Annotated in this window: 15 protein-coding genes; 6 read left to right on the forward strand and 9 right to left on the reverse strand. The window is 49.3% G+C overall.

Going from position 1 to position 16,438, the window contains the following annotated elements; genetic code table 11:
• Positions 1-31: 31 nt before the first annotated feature.
• The 6 genes from COW20_18665 to COW20_18690 form a co-directional block, all read right to left on the reverse strand.
• The gene (locus tag COW20_18665; protein PIW45849.1) at positions 32-934 is read right to left on the reverse strand and encodes a hypothetical protein; all 903 of its coding nucleotides are present in this window, start codon (positions 932-934) and stop codon (positions 32-34) included.
• 6 nt (positions 935-940) lie between these two features.
• Positions 941-1,948 carry a hypothetical protein gene (locus COW20_18670; GenBank protein PIW45850.1) on the reverse strand — a complete coding sequence of 336 codons (1,008 nt, stop codon included), beginning with the start codon at positions 1,946-1,948 and terminating at the stop codon, positions 941-943.
• A gap of 102 nt (positions 1,949-2,050) precedes the next feature.
• Complete coding sequence (locus COW20_18675; protein ID PIW45851.1) at positions 2,051-2,599, reverse strand: metal-binding protein; 549 nt, start codon at positions 2,597-2,599, stop codon at positions 2,051-2,053.
• A 3-nt stretch (positions 2,600-2,602) separates the two neighbouring features.
• Positions 2,603-4,066: a hypothetical protein gene (locus COW20_18680; GenBank protein ID PIW45852.1), complete on the reverse strand. Its 1,464-nt coding sequence runs from the start codon at positions 4,064-4,066 to the stop codon at positions 2,603-2,605.
• Positions 4,067-4,256: 190 nt separating this feature from the next.
• Positions 4,257-4,655 (reverse strand): response regulator, encoded by a 399-nt coding sequence (locus tag COW20_18685; protein ID PIW45853.1) that lies wholly within the window; start codon positions 4,653-4,655, stop codon positions 4,257-4,259.
• Positions 4,652-6,112, reverse strand: coding sequence for a hypothetical protein (locus COW20_18690; protein PIW45854.1), 1,461 nt, complete (start codon positions 6,110-6,112; stop codon positions 4,652-4,654). The genes COW20_18685 and COW20_18690 overlap by 4 nt, the downstream gene beginning before the upstream one ends.
• Before the next feature lie 132 nt (positions 6,113-6,244).
• Between COW20_18690 and COW20_18695 the strand changes: the two genes are divergently transcribed.
• The 4 genes from COW20_18695 to COW20_18710 all read left to right on the forward strand — a co-directional run bounded on the left by COW20_18695 (position 6,245) and on the right by COW20_18710 (position 12,312).
• Positions 6,245-8,263, forward strand: coding sequence for a hypothetical protein (locus tag COW20_18695; protein PIW45855.1), 2,019 nt, complete (start codon positions 6,245-6,247; stop codon positions 8,261-8,263).
• A gap of 159 nt (positions 8,264-8,422) precedes the next feature.
• A complete protein-coding gene (locus COW20_18700; GenBank protein PIW45856.1) occupies positions 8,423-10,531 on the forward strand; it encodes a hypothetical protein in 2,109 nt (702 codons plus the stop codon).
• Complete coding sequence (locus tag COW20_18705) at positions 10,528-11,388, forward strand: hypothetical protein (GenBank protein PIW45857.1); 861 nt, start codon at positions 10,528-10,530, stop codon at positions 11,386-11,388. Before COW20_18700 ends, COW20_18705 begins: the two co-directional genes overlap by 4 nt.
• Positions 11,389-11,463: 75 nt before the next feature.
• A complete protein-coding gene (locus COW20_18710; GenBank protein PIW45858.1) occupies positions 11,464-12,312 on the forward strand; it encodes a hypothetical protein in 849 nt (282 codons plus the stop codon).
• Between the two features lies 1 nt (position 12,313).
• Here COW20_18710 and COW20_18715 read toward each other — a convergent pair whose 3' ends face one another.
• Positions 12,314-13,093: a hypothetical protein gene (locus COW20_18715; protein PIW45859.1), complete on the reverse strand. Its 780-nt coding sequence runs from the start codon at positions 13,091-13,093 to the stop codon at positions 12,314-12,316.
• Between the two features lie 397 nt (positions 13,094-13,490).
• On the opposite strand from COW20_18715, the gene COW20_18720 reads away from it, so the two are divergent.
• A complete protein-coding gene (locus COW20_18720) occupies positions 13,491-13,859 on the forward strand; it encodes a hypothetical protein (GenBank protein PIW45860.1) in 369 nt (122 codons plus the stop codon).
• A 2-nt stretch (positions 13,860-13,861) separates the two neighbouring features.
• Here the strand turns inward: COW20_18720 and COW20_18725 are convergent, their stop codons facing one another.
• The gene (locus COW20_18725; GenBank protein ID PIW45861.1) at positions 13,862-14,581 is read right to left on the reverse strand and encodes a hypothetical protein; all 720 of its coding nucleotides are present in this window, start codon (positions 14,579-14,581) and stop codon (positions 13,862-13,864) included.
• Positions 14,582-14,646: 65 nt separating this feature from the next.
• Between COW20_18725 and COW20_18730 the strand changes: the two genes are divergently transcribed.
• The gene (locus COW20_18730; GenBank protein ID PIW45862.1) at positions 14,647-15,114 is read left to right on the forward strand and encodes a MarR family transcriptional regulator; all 468 of its coding nucleotides are present in this window, start codon (positions 14,647-14,649) and stop codon (positions 15,112-15,114) included.
• Between the two features lie 157 nt (positions 15,115-15,271).
• Here COW20_18730 and recA read toward each other — a convergent pair whose 3' ends face one another.
• On the reverse strand, positions 15,272-16,381 hold the full coding sequence (gene recA / locus COW20_18735; protein ID PIW45863.1) for a recombinase RecA: 1,110 nt from the start codon (positions 16,379-16,381) through the stop codon (positions 15,272-15,274).
• Positions 16,382-16,438: the final 57 nt, after the last annotated feature.

Below are 16,438 nucleotides of genomic sequence, written 5' to 3' on the forward strand. Positions count from 1 at the left end.
GGAATAACCTGGGGCTGAAATTCAGGCCGCATCAATTCAGTTGGCTGAGAACCGAATTCATACGGTGCAAATGACTGGCAACTTCAGCAGAGGTTTCGTCAATAATCGTCATAATGCCTTTGGCTTGAACCATCTGACCTTGCCATTCCTTTTGGAAGGAACCATTCCAACGGCTCCAGGCATCATCCAGTTCAGCTTTGATCTGCTGGCGATCCTCTGGGCTGATGGTTTCAATAAAAGGACCTTGCGTTGTAAAGAATTGGTTATAAAGCAGATTGGCTTTTAAGGCTTCGTTATAGGTGGTAATCCCGTGCTTCTTGGCTTCATTGAGTAAACCCACAGCCTGATCACGGTATTCGGTAACACGTGCCATTAAAACCTGCTTCTGCTGAGGATCCAATTGTTTCCACTGGGAATGAATCTGTTCAGCAGCTTCAGCTGCCTGGGTGGCATAATAACGGGCACCCCAGGTAATCCGGTTAGAGGTTTCACGGGCCTGCTTAGAGGCATCACTGTGAGCAGCAATCAACTGTACAGCCTGTTGTGGCGATTGCACCTGCTGGGCCTCCTGTTGCATGAGTTGCTCAATATTGGCCATGGCAGGCCCTTCGGGAATATCCTTGGGCAAGGTAAACACAATTTTAGCGGGTTCAGCTGGCTGGTTGGGTTTTCCAGGTGCCGTGGCAGGCTGTTCCAAGAAATCAACCGGTTTGCCATCAGGCCGGTGAAAAGGCGAAAGCTGAGATTGTTTATCGTGCAAAAGGTTAATATTGGGCTGAATACCCCTTGCCATGGGCTGGGTTTGTACACTGTCGGCATTGAACCCCCCTGGAGCACCCGTTTCACCGTTGCGTGCAAAAGGAGAAACAGGTGAACGACCGGGCGTTGCTCCGGGAATTGGCGTATTATATGCGGGTTGTTGTACAGAAGGCATCTTGACTTACCTCTGGATGACAACCCGGCCGAGGATCTGGTCTACCTGATTGAGATAGGCCGTCACGGTCCCCACCGAGCGTGTAAAGACTTCAGGTGCAGCCGGTAATTTCTTGGTAAAGAAAAGATACTGGCTTTCTTCAACGCCTGTGGTCCAGGCTTTCCAGGCATCCTGAACCGTGCGATTGGCATCCTGTGCCAAAGCGGGAACCTGTGGGAAACGAGGCAGAAGCTCATCCATGGCCAGATTGGCGTAAAGCGCTTCATCATAGGTCGCCTTGGTATACTCTTCAGCACGTTTTAAAGACTCAAGTGCCTGGCTCTTTTTGGACTCCAATTCACTCAGGGTCTGATTTAGCTGTTGAGGAGGCATACGGCCCTGGCTCTGTTCGATTCGCTGTGCCAAAACAGAAGCCTCTTGGGCCAGTGATTCAGCATGGCGGGCTTCTTCTTCAGCCTGACGGCGGTTATCCAAAGCTTTTTTAGCGTGAAGATCAATATGGCGGAAAGCCGTTCCGGGATCTTGTACCTGTTGCAAATCACCGGCAACAACCTGACGGGCCTGATTGATATCGGTTCCGGGAGGTGCCTGGGGCATGGAGCCTCCAGGAGGCATCATTCCAGGCTGCGCACCTCCGGGCATAGGAGGTTGGCCCTGTTGAGGCTGCTGTTGCTTTTGTTTGTCTTTGCCAATGCCAAAGAAACCAAGAATACCTTTAATGACTTTTACAACCAGGCTGACAATGGTATTCAAGATCTTGGCAATAATACTGGTCAGAGAGGTAAAAATATTGCCAATCCCACTGGCGGCACTGCTGATCGAGCTGGAGGCACCATAGGCTGCGGAAGCACCTTGAACATAACCTGTCTGGTAAGGACCTGTGGGGCGATAGACATCATTGGCATAGCCAGGAGAGCCATAGGGCACCTGACCAGAGGGGACATAGGGGCCGTTGGGGTTTCCATAGGTAGGAACAGGGGCTCCGTAGGCCGGATATTGGGGCGAAATATTCACTTGAGAAACCTCCGCGTGATCGTGCTCTCTGATCTGACTGATCTATTCATAGCCACCTGTGCCTGTTTTCTTGTTTATCTTAAACAAAAATTATCATTTTCTTTAGGCCCGCTTACGCTTTTTTGCGCCGCGTCGGGCAAATTTTCGACGCTTGATCCGCTTGAGCAGAGACACAAACTCATCTGCCAAGGTATGACTAAACCCCCCTAGCCACAAGCCCGCCAGCCCCATTACCGCATAGACAGGATGGGTCATCATCCCGGCAAAAACTTCTGCCAAGCCCACCCCTTGTTCCACCAGCCGATTTTGGTTGAAAGCCAAAGCCAAACGGGTTAGGCTGAAAAACAAGAGCATCACCCAAAGGCTCAGATAAACCAAGCGGGTTAAAACCCCCAAAACAGGTCCATGTGAAAAAGGGGAACGGTGAGGAACCAGTTTACGATAGGGGATCCAAATCCACCGAAACCAGCCCCAACGCTTATATTGTACACTTTTTGTATCGAGATCTCCACTGAACATCAAACCGGCAAAAAGAAAAGCACCGCCCAGGCAGGCAAGCGCGCGCAGATCCTGGGTAATAAACCACCCTCCGCCCATCACGGGCAAGGCTGTCAGCCAGGTAATCCGGTCATGGGTTTTCCCGCTTGGCACTGCTTACTCCTGATTCGGGCGTTGGCGATCCAGGAAGAGATAATGGCGATCTTCCAGTTCACGTAAACCCCAAATCACAGAAAGACGGTCATGGGGCATATGGGCAAAAATCTGTCCCAAACAGCGCTGACCATCTACCCAGCCCAACAAAGCCAAGGCCGGAGCCGAGAATTGGTCCCCCCGCGCAGGTTCCATAATAATCTCAGGAATGTCCATGTCCTGATAATTGCTCCAAAAACCTTCAACATCCTTTAAATAGGCATGGGCATCTGCCAAAAGCACTTTCTGTTCAAGCTCCATATGTTGCCCCGAACCCAAAGCCTCAAGCCCGGGGATAAAACAGAAATTCCCACTTTCCCAGGCCAAAATATCCATCAAGAGCAAATCGCCACCCAAATGTTTGTTTTTAATATCCACATAGCGAATCAGCCCCTGGGTAAAGCCAATCGAGGCTTGCTGCCAGGCATTCCAGACCAAACACTGCCCATCGACCTTGGCCTCAATCAAACGCTCAATCGCCTGAATCAGTCGGAACTGCTCAAACATACGAATTCTGGGCAAAACAGCAGGACTGCTCACCGAAGGCGGCTTCTGGCCTTCGGCATAGGCCTGTTGTAAAACCACCTGAAGCATTTGACTGAACTGACGGCAGGAAGCAAAACGGTGCTGGGGAAATTTTTGCATGCAGGTTAGAATCAATTGATTGAGATCAGGGCCAATACGCGGATTCAGTTTCATGGGGGGAACGGCATCCCGGCTAAAAATTTCAAGCACAGCCGTACCTGGATTGGTGGCATTGAAAGGCATTTGACCTGTAAAAACCTCATACATCAGCACACCCACAGAATAGATATCACTTTGAGCGGTAATCAAACGGCTGTTTTGAATCTGCTCAGGCGACATATAGGCCAAGGTTCCCAACATGCTGCCATCGGTGGTGAGCTGGTTCTGGCCTTCAATTTTGGCAATGCCAAAATCCAGCAGTTTTACCTGTTTGCCCATGATGATCATCAAATTATCGGGTTTGATATCCCGGTGAATAATATGTTTGGAATGAGAATACTCCAGCGCATCGAGCAATTGATCAATCCAAAGCAGAATTTCACGTTGACTGGGGCTGTGCCGTTCAACATATTCTTTCAAACTCAAACCCTGCAGATATTCCACCACCATGAAATAATCATTTTCAATTTCAAGATAATCGTAAACGCTCATAATATGGGGATGATTGAGCAATTGCATGGTCAAAGCCTCATTGCGAAAACGCAGAATACGCATTTCGTAATCAGCAGGCGCCATACTCGGCAAAAGCGTCAGGTGTTTAATCGCGAGGATCCGTCCGGTCTCTATTTCCATGGCGCGGAAAACGGTAGCTGTAGCCCCTTGGCCAACCTCTTCAATCAGCACATAACGTCCGGCAATTTCAAAACCGGGAGAAAGACGTGCAATATGCAAAGAATCGGTCATAGGTCAGGTTCTGAGCAAAAGGATGTATGAAAAAAGGAAAACGAAATAAAACTGCGTGTATTTTTCCGCAGAAAAGAGCATACATCAGAATAAAAACCGCTGAGAGAAAGGCCTAACATAGTGTTTATTGTACAGGATGAAGACCTGCTTTTAACAGATTGAAGCTGCTTTGAAATTCAAAGAATTCGGTTTACATGGCGTTTTCTCGTGATTCAGTAAACATACGCTCCATTTCGGCCAACATAAAAAGATCGTCAATCGGTTTGATCCAGGTTGCCAGTGGCTGAATCTCAACCAAACGCTCCTCACGAAACAAAATATCTGAGTTCCCAGTCAAAAAAATAACAGGAACCTGGTATTTCTGACGCAAAATCAAAGCCACCTCAACCCCGTTGAGTTTTCCTGACAAACCAATATCCATCAAGACACAGTCAGGTTTTTGAGCTTCAATGGCCTTCAGAACCGACTCACCCGAACTGAGCAGATCCAAAACAGGGTAACCGGCCTCTTTGAGTACGGTTTCCAAAAAAAGGCTGATAATAAAATCATCTTCGGCAATCATCAGTCTGGGCTCTGATTTTTGACTCACGCCCCTCCCCCCTCTTCAAAACAAATCTGGAAACAGGTTCCCCGCCCCTGGGGAATAATCTCCAATTCACCCTGCAACTGCCTGACCAAATTCAGAATCAAACGCAACCCCAGCGAAGAGAGCGTATCAATCTGCAAATCTTTGGGAAGCCCTGAACCATTGTCACAAAAATGCAATTTAAATTTTCGCGGGGCCAGCTCAGAGAGCGAAACCTGAATTTCCGGTTGAAACGTATCGGCAAAGGCGTGCTTGAGCGCATTGGTGGTCAGTTCATTTAAAATCAGCCCGAGGGGAATGGCCGTGTCCATTTTAAGTGAAATATCCTCTAGCTCAAGTTTCAGCGCAATCGGCGTAGCGCCATCTGACATGCCCCGCAGCGACTGAGTTAAAAGCCGCTCAATATACTCCCGATAGGGAATCTGGCTGAAATTTTCAGATTCGTAGAGCATTTCATGAATCATGGCAATTGCGGCAATTCTGCGTTGGGTACAGCGCAAACTTTCTTCTGACTCCAGATTCTGCAAAAGCTTGATTTGCAGGGTAATCAAAGACACCACCAATTGCAAATTGTTTTTGACCCGGTGGTGGATCTCCTGCAATAGGATTTTCTTTTCCTGCAGCGAAGCGCGAATCAGTTCTTCACTCAATTTACGATTAAAAAAGAGAGGCGTTGATGATTTTTCCTGAACGCCAGCCTGCGAAAGCTCTGCTTGGAGATAGAGGTGAATTTTATCGGGGGGGGCCATAATAAAACTACAGGCAGCATCCCCACGGGCCCGGCAGCTGATTTCAACCGCTGTCAGCGGCAGCCCAAAACTGGCCTCGCACCACCCCGAGGAATAGGCGGCATTCATAATACAGACCGTATCCTGAGAACGCTGCCCACGGGAAATCCAGGAATCGGCCTCAAAGGAATACGGATGGTTGTATTTCAAAAAGAAATGCTCATTGGGAACCGGGCGACTTTCCGGCAGAATTTCAACAAAGCCCCAACCCGCATAGGCAAAATGTACGGGGCCCGCAGAAAGTTTTTCAATCGGGTCCTGCAGGTGCATGCGTGCATGAAAAGATTTTGCATCCTCAATGCCCAGCACATGCCCAATATCAAAGAGAAAATCCTGCCCGGTTTGAAAGGCCGTCTCCAGATCGCGATCACTGTAAAGATAGCTGAGATAATTGAAAAAATCACAGGAAAGAGAAGAGGCCCGAATCAGAACATAACGTTCGTTGTCGACTTCAATCATGCCCTGTTCTGGCCTGAATTCAAGATTCTGAAAATAACGCTGTACATTGTTCTGAGCCCGCTCAAAAATGGGCGCAAGCGCTTCTGGAACGGAGACCGTCGCTCCGCACGCTTTTGGGGGCAGCACGGAACCGCACAGGCGCACGTTTTCAGACTCCAGTTCAGCAATCCGAGCTAACAAATCCTCACGCGAAAAATCTGTGTAATTGCCCATGCGTCCTCTGTGACTCAAATATCATGCAGATGGTATTGCCCTTTATTACGACATATTTTGCAGCAAATTGCAATTCACGGGCAAAAAAAGAATTCGGGTATAATCTAAGGACAGACAAAGAAAGCCCACGTCATGATTTCCAACGAAGCGCAAAGGTATTATCAGCAAGGTTGTGATCTGCAGCTGGCAGGCCAGCAAACTGCGGCGCTTGACGCTTTTCTGCGTGCCCTGGAACTGGATCCAGGCTTGAGTCTCGCCCATCTCCAAGTCGGCCAACTCTATCTCGAAGCTCAAAACGATCTTGATTTGGCCCAAGCCGCTTTTGAGAAGGCCCTCAAGTTCAACCCCCAATGCGCCCCTGCCTATTATCATCTGGGTCAGGTTCAATACCAACAGGGAAAACCTGTTTCAGCCCTGCAAAACTGGCAACGCTATCTGCAGTTTCAACCTGAAGACAGCAAAGTTCAACTTGAAATCGGAGATCTGCTGGCTGAACTTGGAAAAAAGCAACAGGCCAATAACCGCTATCTCAAAGCAAGCAGTCTGGCCCCTCAAAACCAGGAGGCTTTGGATCGCCAGGTTCAAGCCGAGATCAGTCAAAATCCGCTCCAGTTTTACCAACTCATGCAAGTCTCAGAACAAACCTTTCCCAACGAAAGTTTAGAGTTGGCACGCAATCTGGCTTTTCTGCTTGAAAACAAAGGGTTTCTCAAAGAAGCCCGCGAGTGCTACGGCAAAGTTCTGGCAAGCCCCCAACTCCCTGATCGGCTGGCCTGGGAACTCAAACAGGATCTTTTGGTGCCTGTTTTTCCCAGCTCTCAGGCCCAGCAATTGCACTATCTTGAAAAGACCCGTCAAAGTTTAATCGCCTGGGAAAACCGTCAACTGCCAGCAGCTCCCCCCATTCAAACCAATCTCAGCAATCTTGGGCTCTATCTGCTCAATTGGGTGCCCCTCGAAAACATGGCCTATAGCGCTTATAACCCCGCCCAGGAGCGTCGTCGCCTGGGACAGGTGCTGCACAAACTCCTGCCCCCCCAAGCCCCGCTGCGCCACGCTACCCTGCGCAAGCAAAAACGGCGCATCGGTTTTGTTCTGAGTGCTTCGGGGGCCGTTTTAAAATTCATGGTGGGCCTGCTGCAACGCCTGCCTACGAACATTTTTGAGATTTATATCCTGCATACCGATAAGGTCAGTGCCGCCTATTTCTCAGCAGAGCGGCTGCAGCCCCAGTTTCAGTACCATTTATTGCAGGAATCGCCTCGGGCAGTCGTTCAGCAAATTCGTGATCTGGAACTGGATATTCTTTACCTGACCGAGCCCAATGCCCAACAGGGCATGCAAAGCCTTTTGGCAAGTTTCAGGCTGGCCCCGGTTCAGGTCACCTCCTGGCTCAGTTCAGGCACCACCGGCCAACCCCATCTTGACTATTTTCTTTCCAGTGAATTGGTTGAGCCCCCTGAAAACCCCGCGCAATACTATACAGAACGCTTGGTTTTACAGAAAACCCTGCCCACCTATTTTTTTCGCCCCCCTCGGGTTCGCAAATATCAGCGCAGTGATTATGGGCTGCCCGAAACAGGGCAACTCTATCTCTGCCCCCATCTGATGCATAAAATTCAACCTGATTTTGAAACCCTGATGGCCGAGATCCTGCGCGCAGATCCCGAAGGCCACCTGGTTTTACTGACCAACCCCAATAATGAGGAATTGCGGGGCCTTCTGTTGCAACGCTTTGAGCAAAATATCCCCGAGCTCATGTCGCGGATTTGGTTTTTGCCTTACCTCAAATCTGAAGAATATCTGAATCTGCTTGAAATCGGGGATGTCAGTCTGGATCCGCTCTATTTCGGGGGGGGAACCACCAGTTATGAAGCCCTGGGAAGTGGAATTCCCATGATCACCCTGCCCGACCCTGAGCGCCTGCATGGGCGCGTGACCCTGGGATGCTACCGCAAAATGGGCCTGGAAGCCTGCATTGCCAAAGATCGCCAGGATTACGTACAAAAAGCCCTTGCCATTGCCTCGGATAAAAAACGCAATGCCGAGATTCGCGCTGAAATTCTGGCCCAGGCCGATCAACTGTTTGAAGATCAGGCAGCTGTCAGCGAACTCTGCGAATTCTTAAGTTCGGTCAGTCTGCGGGCCTGAATCCAAATCCCCGCAGCCCGAAAAAAACACTCTGGAAATAGCCATTCCGGGACAGGGTGCCCACAGGAGCACATTGCCCAAATAGGCCTTGGGAGTATCACAGCGTTTGCAGCCAGCCCTGTTATAATTATTGAGAAAGCCAGGGGAAGCAGAAAACGCGTGCAAGAAGAACTCGAACATTTTGAAGAAGCCCAGCAGCTCCATGCCGAAGGGCAATGGGGGCTGGCTGCACTGCACTACCAAATGGCACTGGAATTGGCTCCCGATTTCAGTGAGGCCCGTTATCAACTGGGGTTGCTTCATAAAGCCCAACATGAACCTGAACAAGCCATTCTCTGCTTCAAAGAAGTGCTTGACCACAATCCCCTGTTTGCTGCCGCCTATTTTCAACTGGGGCAAATTTACCAAAGCTATTATGGTGCCTTTGAAGAAGCCCTGCACTATTATCGCAAAACACAACAATTGGATATGCAATATGCCGAGGCCTATTACTGTGCAGGCATGCTGCAAAAAGAACTGGGACAATTTGCCCAGGCTTCGCAGAGTTTTCTGAAATTTGTTCAGTTTCAGCCCGACCGTGCCGATGTTTATACCCAATTGGGTGAATTGATGACCTATTTGCAACAGCCCCTCAAGGCCAGCCAATACTACTCAAAAGCACTTGAAATTGACCCCGAAAACACCCAGGCCCTGATGCCCTGGCTGCACCTGAAGATTGGGCAAGACCCCCATAAAATGATGGCCTTTCTGATCGAGATCGCAACGAGCTATCCCCATTTGCGCAGCCAGATCGCCTGTCAGGTGGGGCGTCTGATGGAGGGCATTGACGATACTGACGAAGCACAAAAATGCTACCAGATGGCCCTTGAAGATCCTGAGCTGCCCGACCGGGAAGCCTGGCAACTGAAAGAGGCCCTACTGCTGTCCCTCTTTCCCAAAGACAAGGCCAGCCAGGAAGCCCAGATCGAAAAACTCAAGCACAGCCTGCAGACCTTTGAAGCCGATCCCCACTTTTTAGCCGAAAACAAAATTCACGAAGATTTCAGCAATGCCGAAAGCTATTTTCTGAGCTGGCATGCCCTGCTACAACTGGCCTATACGGCGCATGACCCCCGTGTGCCTCGAGAGCAATTGGCGCGTTTATTGCAAAAATGCCTGCCCCCCCTTCCAGGCCAGCCCCGCCAAAGCCTGCGCCCAGACAAACGCCGGGTAGGCTTTGTCTTATACGAATCAGGCGCTGTGCATAAATTTTTAATCGGCATTCTGCAACGCCTCTCCGACCCCGAGCTTGAGATCTTTATTTTCATGAGCGAATATGGCTCTGCCTATTTCTCCCCCATGCTGCAAACACGCGACTTTGAACAAATTCTGCTCTCCAATCAGGTGCCTGAAGCCCTTCAGCAAATTCTGGAGGCCGATCTGGATATTCTCTTTTTCTCAGAGCCCAATACCACGCATATGAACCAGACCCTTCTGGCCGCCTATCGGCTGGCCCCCATTCAGGTCACTTCCTGGCTCAGTTCGGGCACCACGGGCCAACCGCATATGGACTATTTTCTTTCCAGTCATCTGCTGGAAAGAGCCGAAAACCCACAGGATTTGTATTCCGAACAACTGGTGCTGAATCAAACCATCCCCACCTTTTTCGCACGCCCCGAAAAGCCCACCCCTTGGCCACGCTCTGACTATGGCCTGCCAGCAGAAGGGCGCCTCTACCTCTGCCCCCATGTCATGAGCAAACTGCAACCTGATTTTGACGCCATTTTGGCAGGCATTCTCAAACAGGATCCTGAAGGACAGCTGGTGCTGGTAACCAACCCCGATCTGCCTGCCAATCGCGATGCGCTTTTGCTCAGGTTTGAAGCCGAAATGCCCGAACAGCTTCCTCGGATCTGGTTTTTGCCCAAACTCAATCCCGCCGATTTTCTCAGCCTGCTGTTGCTTGGAGAGGTAATGCTCGATCCACTCTACTTTGGGGGCGGCACCACCAGCTATGAAGCCCTGGCTTTGGGCTTGCCTGTGGTGACCTTGCCAGGTGAAAGACTCCACGGGCGCATCACCCAGGCCTGTTATCTCAAGATGGGCATCACAGAGTGCATCGTTTCAAGCCCCGAAGCGTATATTGCAACGGCGGTCAAAATTGCTACAGATGCTGAATACAATCAAGCCTTACGTGAAAAAATTCTGCAAAAATCGGGGCTGATCTTTGAAGAAGCCTTGGCAGTTCGGGAAATGGAAAACTTTCTACGCACGGTACAGATACGATGAGCAAAAAACCACAAGCCACCTATCTGGTGGGGGATATCCATGGCTGTTACCAGGAATGGCTCAGCCTGGAAGAAAAGATTTACAAACAGGCTGCCCACCGCGGGCAAAGCCCCTTGATTGTTTCGGTCGGAGACCTGATTGATCGTGGCCCCGACTCGGCCAAGGTTGTTGCCCATTTTGGGGCGGGTGTCCGGGCGGGCACCCATGCCGTGGTCATGGGCAACCATGAGCTGATGATGCTGGAATGCCTGTGGGAATGGGCTCCCTGGAATTTTGACAGCACAGGTTGGCCGGCCTGGTTGAACAATTACCGCAAAACCTGGGAAGCCAAGGAGGGCTTCAGCCGTTGGTTGCCCTGGGAAGACTACCGCGTGTTTGCCCGCAGCCTCTGGCTCAGCCAGGGAGGCTACCAAACCCTCAGCAGTTATGGCTGCGACCCTCACCAACCCGGTACCTGGCTGATTCCCCCTGAAACCCTGCAGTTTTTACTGCATTTGCCCTATGTTTGGGAAAACGAAGAGGTGATTGTGACCCACGCCTTGGCCCGCCCCCAGGATCTCAAACTGATTCAGGAACTGGGCCCTCTTCGCGATAAACACGCTGGCGCCGCCCAAGCCTTTTTACAGCACAGCCATTCGCTGATCTGGAACCGCACGCCACCCCGTGTCTCCCCCGATAGCAAAAACCGTTTGCATGTTTCAGGGCATACCCCCGTCTCGCGTCTGAAACGCTGGAAACAGGCCCAATGCCTGCAAATCGATACGGCCTGTGTTTATGGCAGTCGGCTCAGCACCTGGTGTGTAGAAAGCCAGGAACGTTTGAGTGTCAAAGCAGCACGGAACTATTTGCATCCTTAAAAACCCTGAAAAGACGCAAGCAAACGGGTTTGAAACAGCTCCGTAGCACAGGGGTGAATCTGCTAAAATACAGCCATGACAGACACCAAAGCCGAACATATTCCCTGGGATGACGCATTCAAACAATTGATGCGTGAAACTCTGGGTACGCTTGGGTTGGAAGTAATTGAAGATCCCAAGCTGGGCAAGCTCCCCCTCAAGGCGGACTTGGTGATCATCTCCCCTCAGGATCAGCAGGGAGAATGGCAAACTCACCCCCTCTGGAAATATTTAACCGATCAGAATCTGCTTGAATTCAAATCAATTGCAGACCCACTGAAACCTGGAGATTTTGAAGTCCTTTTGGCCTATACCCTGCTTTATCGGGTCAAATTCAAAATTGGCTACGAGGCCCATCTCAGCTCTTGGTTAGTAGTTCCGAGTTTAACCCCCACGCTTGAACAGGCTTTGGCCCATTACCAGATAGCCATCACCGAAATTCTACCCGGATTCTGGCAGGCCAAAACGCTTTTCCCCCTCTATCTGGTGGCGTATAATCGCTTACCATTAGAGTTACCATATAGTCAGCTCAAACTGTTTATTAAATCGGGTGAACCTTTACAGCAAATCTTTCAGGCCGTGTTAGAATCAGAACAGAGACAAAGCTGGCTGGAAGCCATGCTCACCATCATGGAACTGATTCACCCTTTGGATTCTCAGGAGGTACTTAAAAAGATGGGATTGGCTGCAGAACGTCAGGAACTGAGAAAAACCATGCTGGAGTTGGTCAAACCCGATCTTGAGCAGGAGCTGGCTGAACGGAAACAACAAGGCAAACTTGAAGGTAAACTTGAAACTGCCCGCCAGATGAAAGCTGATGGAATGCCTGTGGCCAGTATCTGCAAGTACACGGGGTTAAGCGAAGCAGAGGTCGCAGCCCTTTAAACTATCCCGCAAAGGGAATGCCCTGTGCTGTGGCTGGGTCAAAGGGCAGGGGGCAGTACAACTGCTCTTGCATGAGCTCTGCCACGGTCTTGGCCCCAGCCTCAAGCAAGGCCGTGACGATGGGTTCAAACTCAATTTCACGGGCGAAATCCAAAACTGTGCCTGTTCCTGTTTTTCTAAAATAACTGGTTGAAGAATCATAATAATTTAATTCAGCACCAGCCTTAATCGTATAGAGTACACTCTCTTTCCGCGGAGATAAAAAACCACAATGATAGTCATCATCACAAAAGCGATCATATTCACGCATAAATAATTCCCAAAGTAAACGAGGCCATCTCTTCACATTTGTTCCATGATTGATCAGTCCATCTGCAATTTCAAAATGATTAAAGAGAATAGCATAGTATATTGGATCAAAATATACCTTATGCCATTGAGAGTTTAGACAAAAATATTCTTGTAAAAGTTTACTGTCATTTTCATCACATGCTTTATCAAGAAGACAGAAGTCAGAAAAATTATAGAAAAATTTATAAGAATAAACTTTAGTTTTGGGATCTGACTCAGGAAATCGGCTAGAAAAAAAAGAAGCTAACCAATCACCAATTGGGGTTTGACGGTGAATCTTTGATATATAGAGAGGCGGAAATACAAGCTTTTTCCAATCAATCCCCTGCTTATCTAAATTCACAATCTCAGCAATATTTCCCTCAAGCAGGGCCTGATACACCTGCTGATCAAGTGAATTCTCCAAATGCACTTCGGGGGGCCAAGTCATCATTCATCCTCGCTAAAATACACAGAACCATTTTATGACCGCTATTTTGTCACGGGTCACAATATCATTCAGGAATAAGTCACAACCAATTGCCCCTGTTCAAACAAGTGCTGAGTCAAAGCCTGAAGCGAAAGAAATGTAATCAGCCATTTGCTTTTGCCCAGTCCATACTTGAATGGGTCGATTGATACATCTGCATATAGCATAAAGGAAATTCCATTAGAAGATCTTTCAAGTTCAGAATCCAATGAAAAGTAACAACGCCTGAGCTTGAAAGCAAATCGAAACGATCTACACCCTTGAAGTTTATTAAAAACTTAATGCTTATATAACCTTGTTTGGTGCTTTGAGCGGCGATAAGAAAACTATCTAATTTGCGTAGGAGAGCTCTCTGTCTATGAAATTTTTAACACCCTTTTTAGCCCTATTGACCCTAACCGCCTGCAATACGGCCCCCCTCCAGCAGGCCTTGGCTCCCACTCCCCTGAGACAGATGAGTGCCGCCCAAACTACACCGTCAGGCTTTCAGTTCACTTCCATTCAAAATTTGAATATCCAATATACCGGCAGCCAACCCTATATGCGTATCAGTGTGGATTACCAGCTCTTGCGCGGCGAAAAAGCCTTCAAACGACAGGTTCGCTTCAACTATCTGATCAGCAGCAAATCCGTCTCAGAGATCGTCGTTATCACAGGCGATCGTGGCACACCTGAAGAACTCCAACAGGAATGTATGGCGATTATGCGGCTGCAAATCAAGCAATAAGCTCAGCTCTTTAAGATTTCCAAGCGCGAAAACGCATCTTGCATCCGTTTTTTCGCCTGGTTTTGCACCAATTCTCCGTGGGCCATCACAATCGTTTCAAAATCCCATTGTAAAACCTGCTCCAGAGACTGCCCCAGTGCGACGGGATCTTTGAGTGCCATTTTTCGCAACATCCGACTGGGGCCAAATTTGCCGTAAGCATCATTCAAACGAAGAAACAAACGGCTCCAGGCATGCTCACTGTGCTGCAAATTAAAGGCCAAATCTGTCAGGATCAAGGTTTTGCTGGAGACATGAAAAAAGACGGTTTCCTGCAAAAAACTGAGCCCTTCCAAACGCAGTTGCTGAATATCTTCAGCCCAAAGTGCCGGTGCTTCTGGCTGCAAACTTTCAATCGCCAAGCTGGGCTGTTTGCGTTTTAAACCTGTCGGCCCATAGACTTTGGCTTCAGGAAAGAGCCGGGCCGCCTCCGGTAAAAACAAATGGTGCATGGTATTGGGAGCCACCAAGGCTTCGACGGGCCCCAAAGCTTCTAATTCCGCTTGAAGTGCTCCCAAGCCTGAGCCTGGCGAGAGCAGCCAAAGCCCGCCATTGCTTAAACGCACCACGGTGGTGCGGGTTCCCATTTTGACCTTCATCACTTCAAAAGGATGTTCAATCACCCAGATATTTTCAGCAATGGGATTCAGTTTCATGCCTAACCAGACCTTTCGCTTGCTCATTTAGTCAAGTAAGTTTACTATTTATTTTGCAAGAAAAAGATAAATTAGTCAAGAAAGTTTACTAAATGATAGCCGATGAATTTGCCTTGGTGCTTGAAAAGGCGAAAAGTGAAAGTGTCGCCCAATTGCTGTTTAAATCCGCCCGGCTCTGGAATACCCTGGCACTGACTCAAATTCAAACACAGCAAGCCCCCCTCCTGCGCGAAGCCCATACCCGCCTCTTGCCCTATCTTGATCTGGAAGGAACCCGCATCACCGATCTGGCGCAGCGTCTGGGAAGCAGCAAGCAAGCGGTGAGTCAATTGGTGCATGAAATGGAAAGTCTGGGTATGGTTGAACTGCAAGCCGATCCCCATGATCGGCGCGCAAAGCGGGTCTGCTTCAGCCCACAGGGCAAAAAATCATTGCTGCATGGGCTGAAAATTTTAAAAACAATGGAAGCCCAATTGGCGCTTCAAATGGGAGAAGCCGAAATGCAAAATCTGCTGAGCGGATTGCAAAAGCTCAGCAGAATCTTAGAAACCCAGATGTGATACTCTCTATTCCGATACAGGCAGAGGGTTCTCCAGGGGATGGAAATTCACAGAACATGCTCTCAGACGTTCTTTAAAAACCAACCAAAAGAAAACCGGGGGCTTTGCCCCCGGAGACGATGGATTCACAAAAACAAATCAGAACAGAGTGCTGAGATTAGGCCTTGACCAACTCTTCAGCAGCCTCTTTGGCTCCCTCTTTGGCGCCCTTCGCAGGAGCGGCAGGTGCAGGAGGCGCGCCCAAAGCCTTATCCACACGGGAAGGCAAATTGTGGTGGATACGTACCTTGTTTTCAATCTCAAGCGCCGTATGGGGGTGTTCCATCAGATATTCTTTGGCGCGTTCACGGCCTTGGCCAATTTTTTCGCCTTGATAGGAATACCAGGAACCACTCTTTTGGATAATATCCAGCTGTTCGGCCAAATCCAGAACACATCCTTCACGGGAAATACCTTTGCCATAGACCATATCCACTTCAGCAGTTTTAAAGGGCGGAGCCACTTTGTTTTTCACTACTTTGATCTTGACGTTATTGCCCACCATTTCGCCTTCACGCTTCACAGATTCAGCACGACGAACCTCTAAACGCAGAGAAGAATAGAAGCGCAGGGCACGGCCACCCGGCGTGGTTTCAGGATTTCCAAACATCACGCCGACTTTTTCACGCAATTGATTCACAAAAACCACGACAGTATTGGAACGGGCCGTAACCGGGGTCAGTTTACGCAAAGCTTGGGACATCAAACGGGCTTGCAGACCCACATGGGCATCGCCCATTTCGCCTTCAATTTCACTTTTGGGAACCAGAGCGGCGACTGAATCCACCACGATAATATCGACTGCGCCACTGCGGATCAATTGTTCTGTAATTTCAAGTGCTTCTTCACCGGTACTGGGCTGAGAAACCAGCAGGGCATCAATATCCACACCAATCGCCTTGGCGTATTCAGGGTCAAGCGCATGTTCTACGTCAATAAAAGCAGCAATCCCGCCTTGGCGTTGGGCTTCCGCAACCGCATGCAGGGCAATCGTCGTTTTACCGCCTGATTCCTGGCCAAAAACCTCAACCACACGGCCACGGGGCAGGCCCCCGACACCCAGTGCCACATCCAAAGCCAGGGCTCCGGTTGAAATAGCATCTACACGGGTATTGGGTTTTTCACCCAAACGCATAATCGAACCCTTGCCATAGGATTTTTCAATATTGGAGAGGGCCAGATCAAGGGCTTTGCGTTTTTCATCAGAGACAGTTAATTTTTGACTCATGTTTTCAGGTTCCTTTTTAGTTTCAGATTTAAAAGCAGTATAGGAGGCTGCCCAGCG

This window comes from bacterium (Candidatus Blackallbacteria) CG13_big_fil_rev_8_21_14_2_50_49_14, assembly GCA_002783405.1.
Classification (GTDB): domain Bacteria; phylum Cyanobacteriota; class Sericytochromatia; order UBA7694; family UBA7694.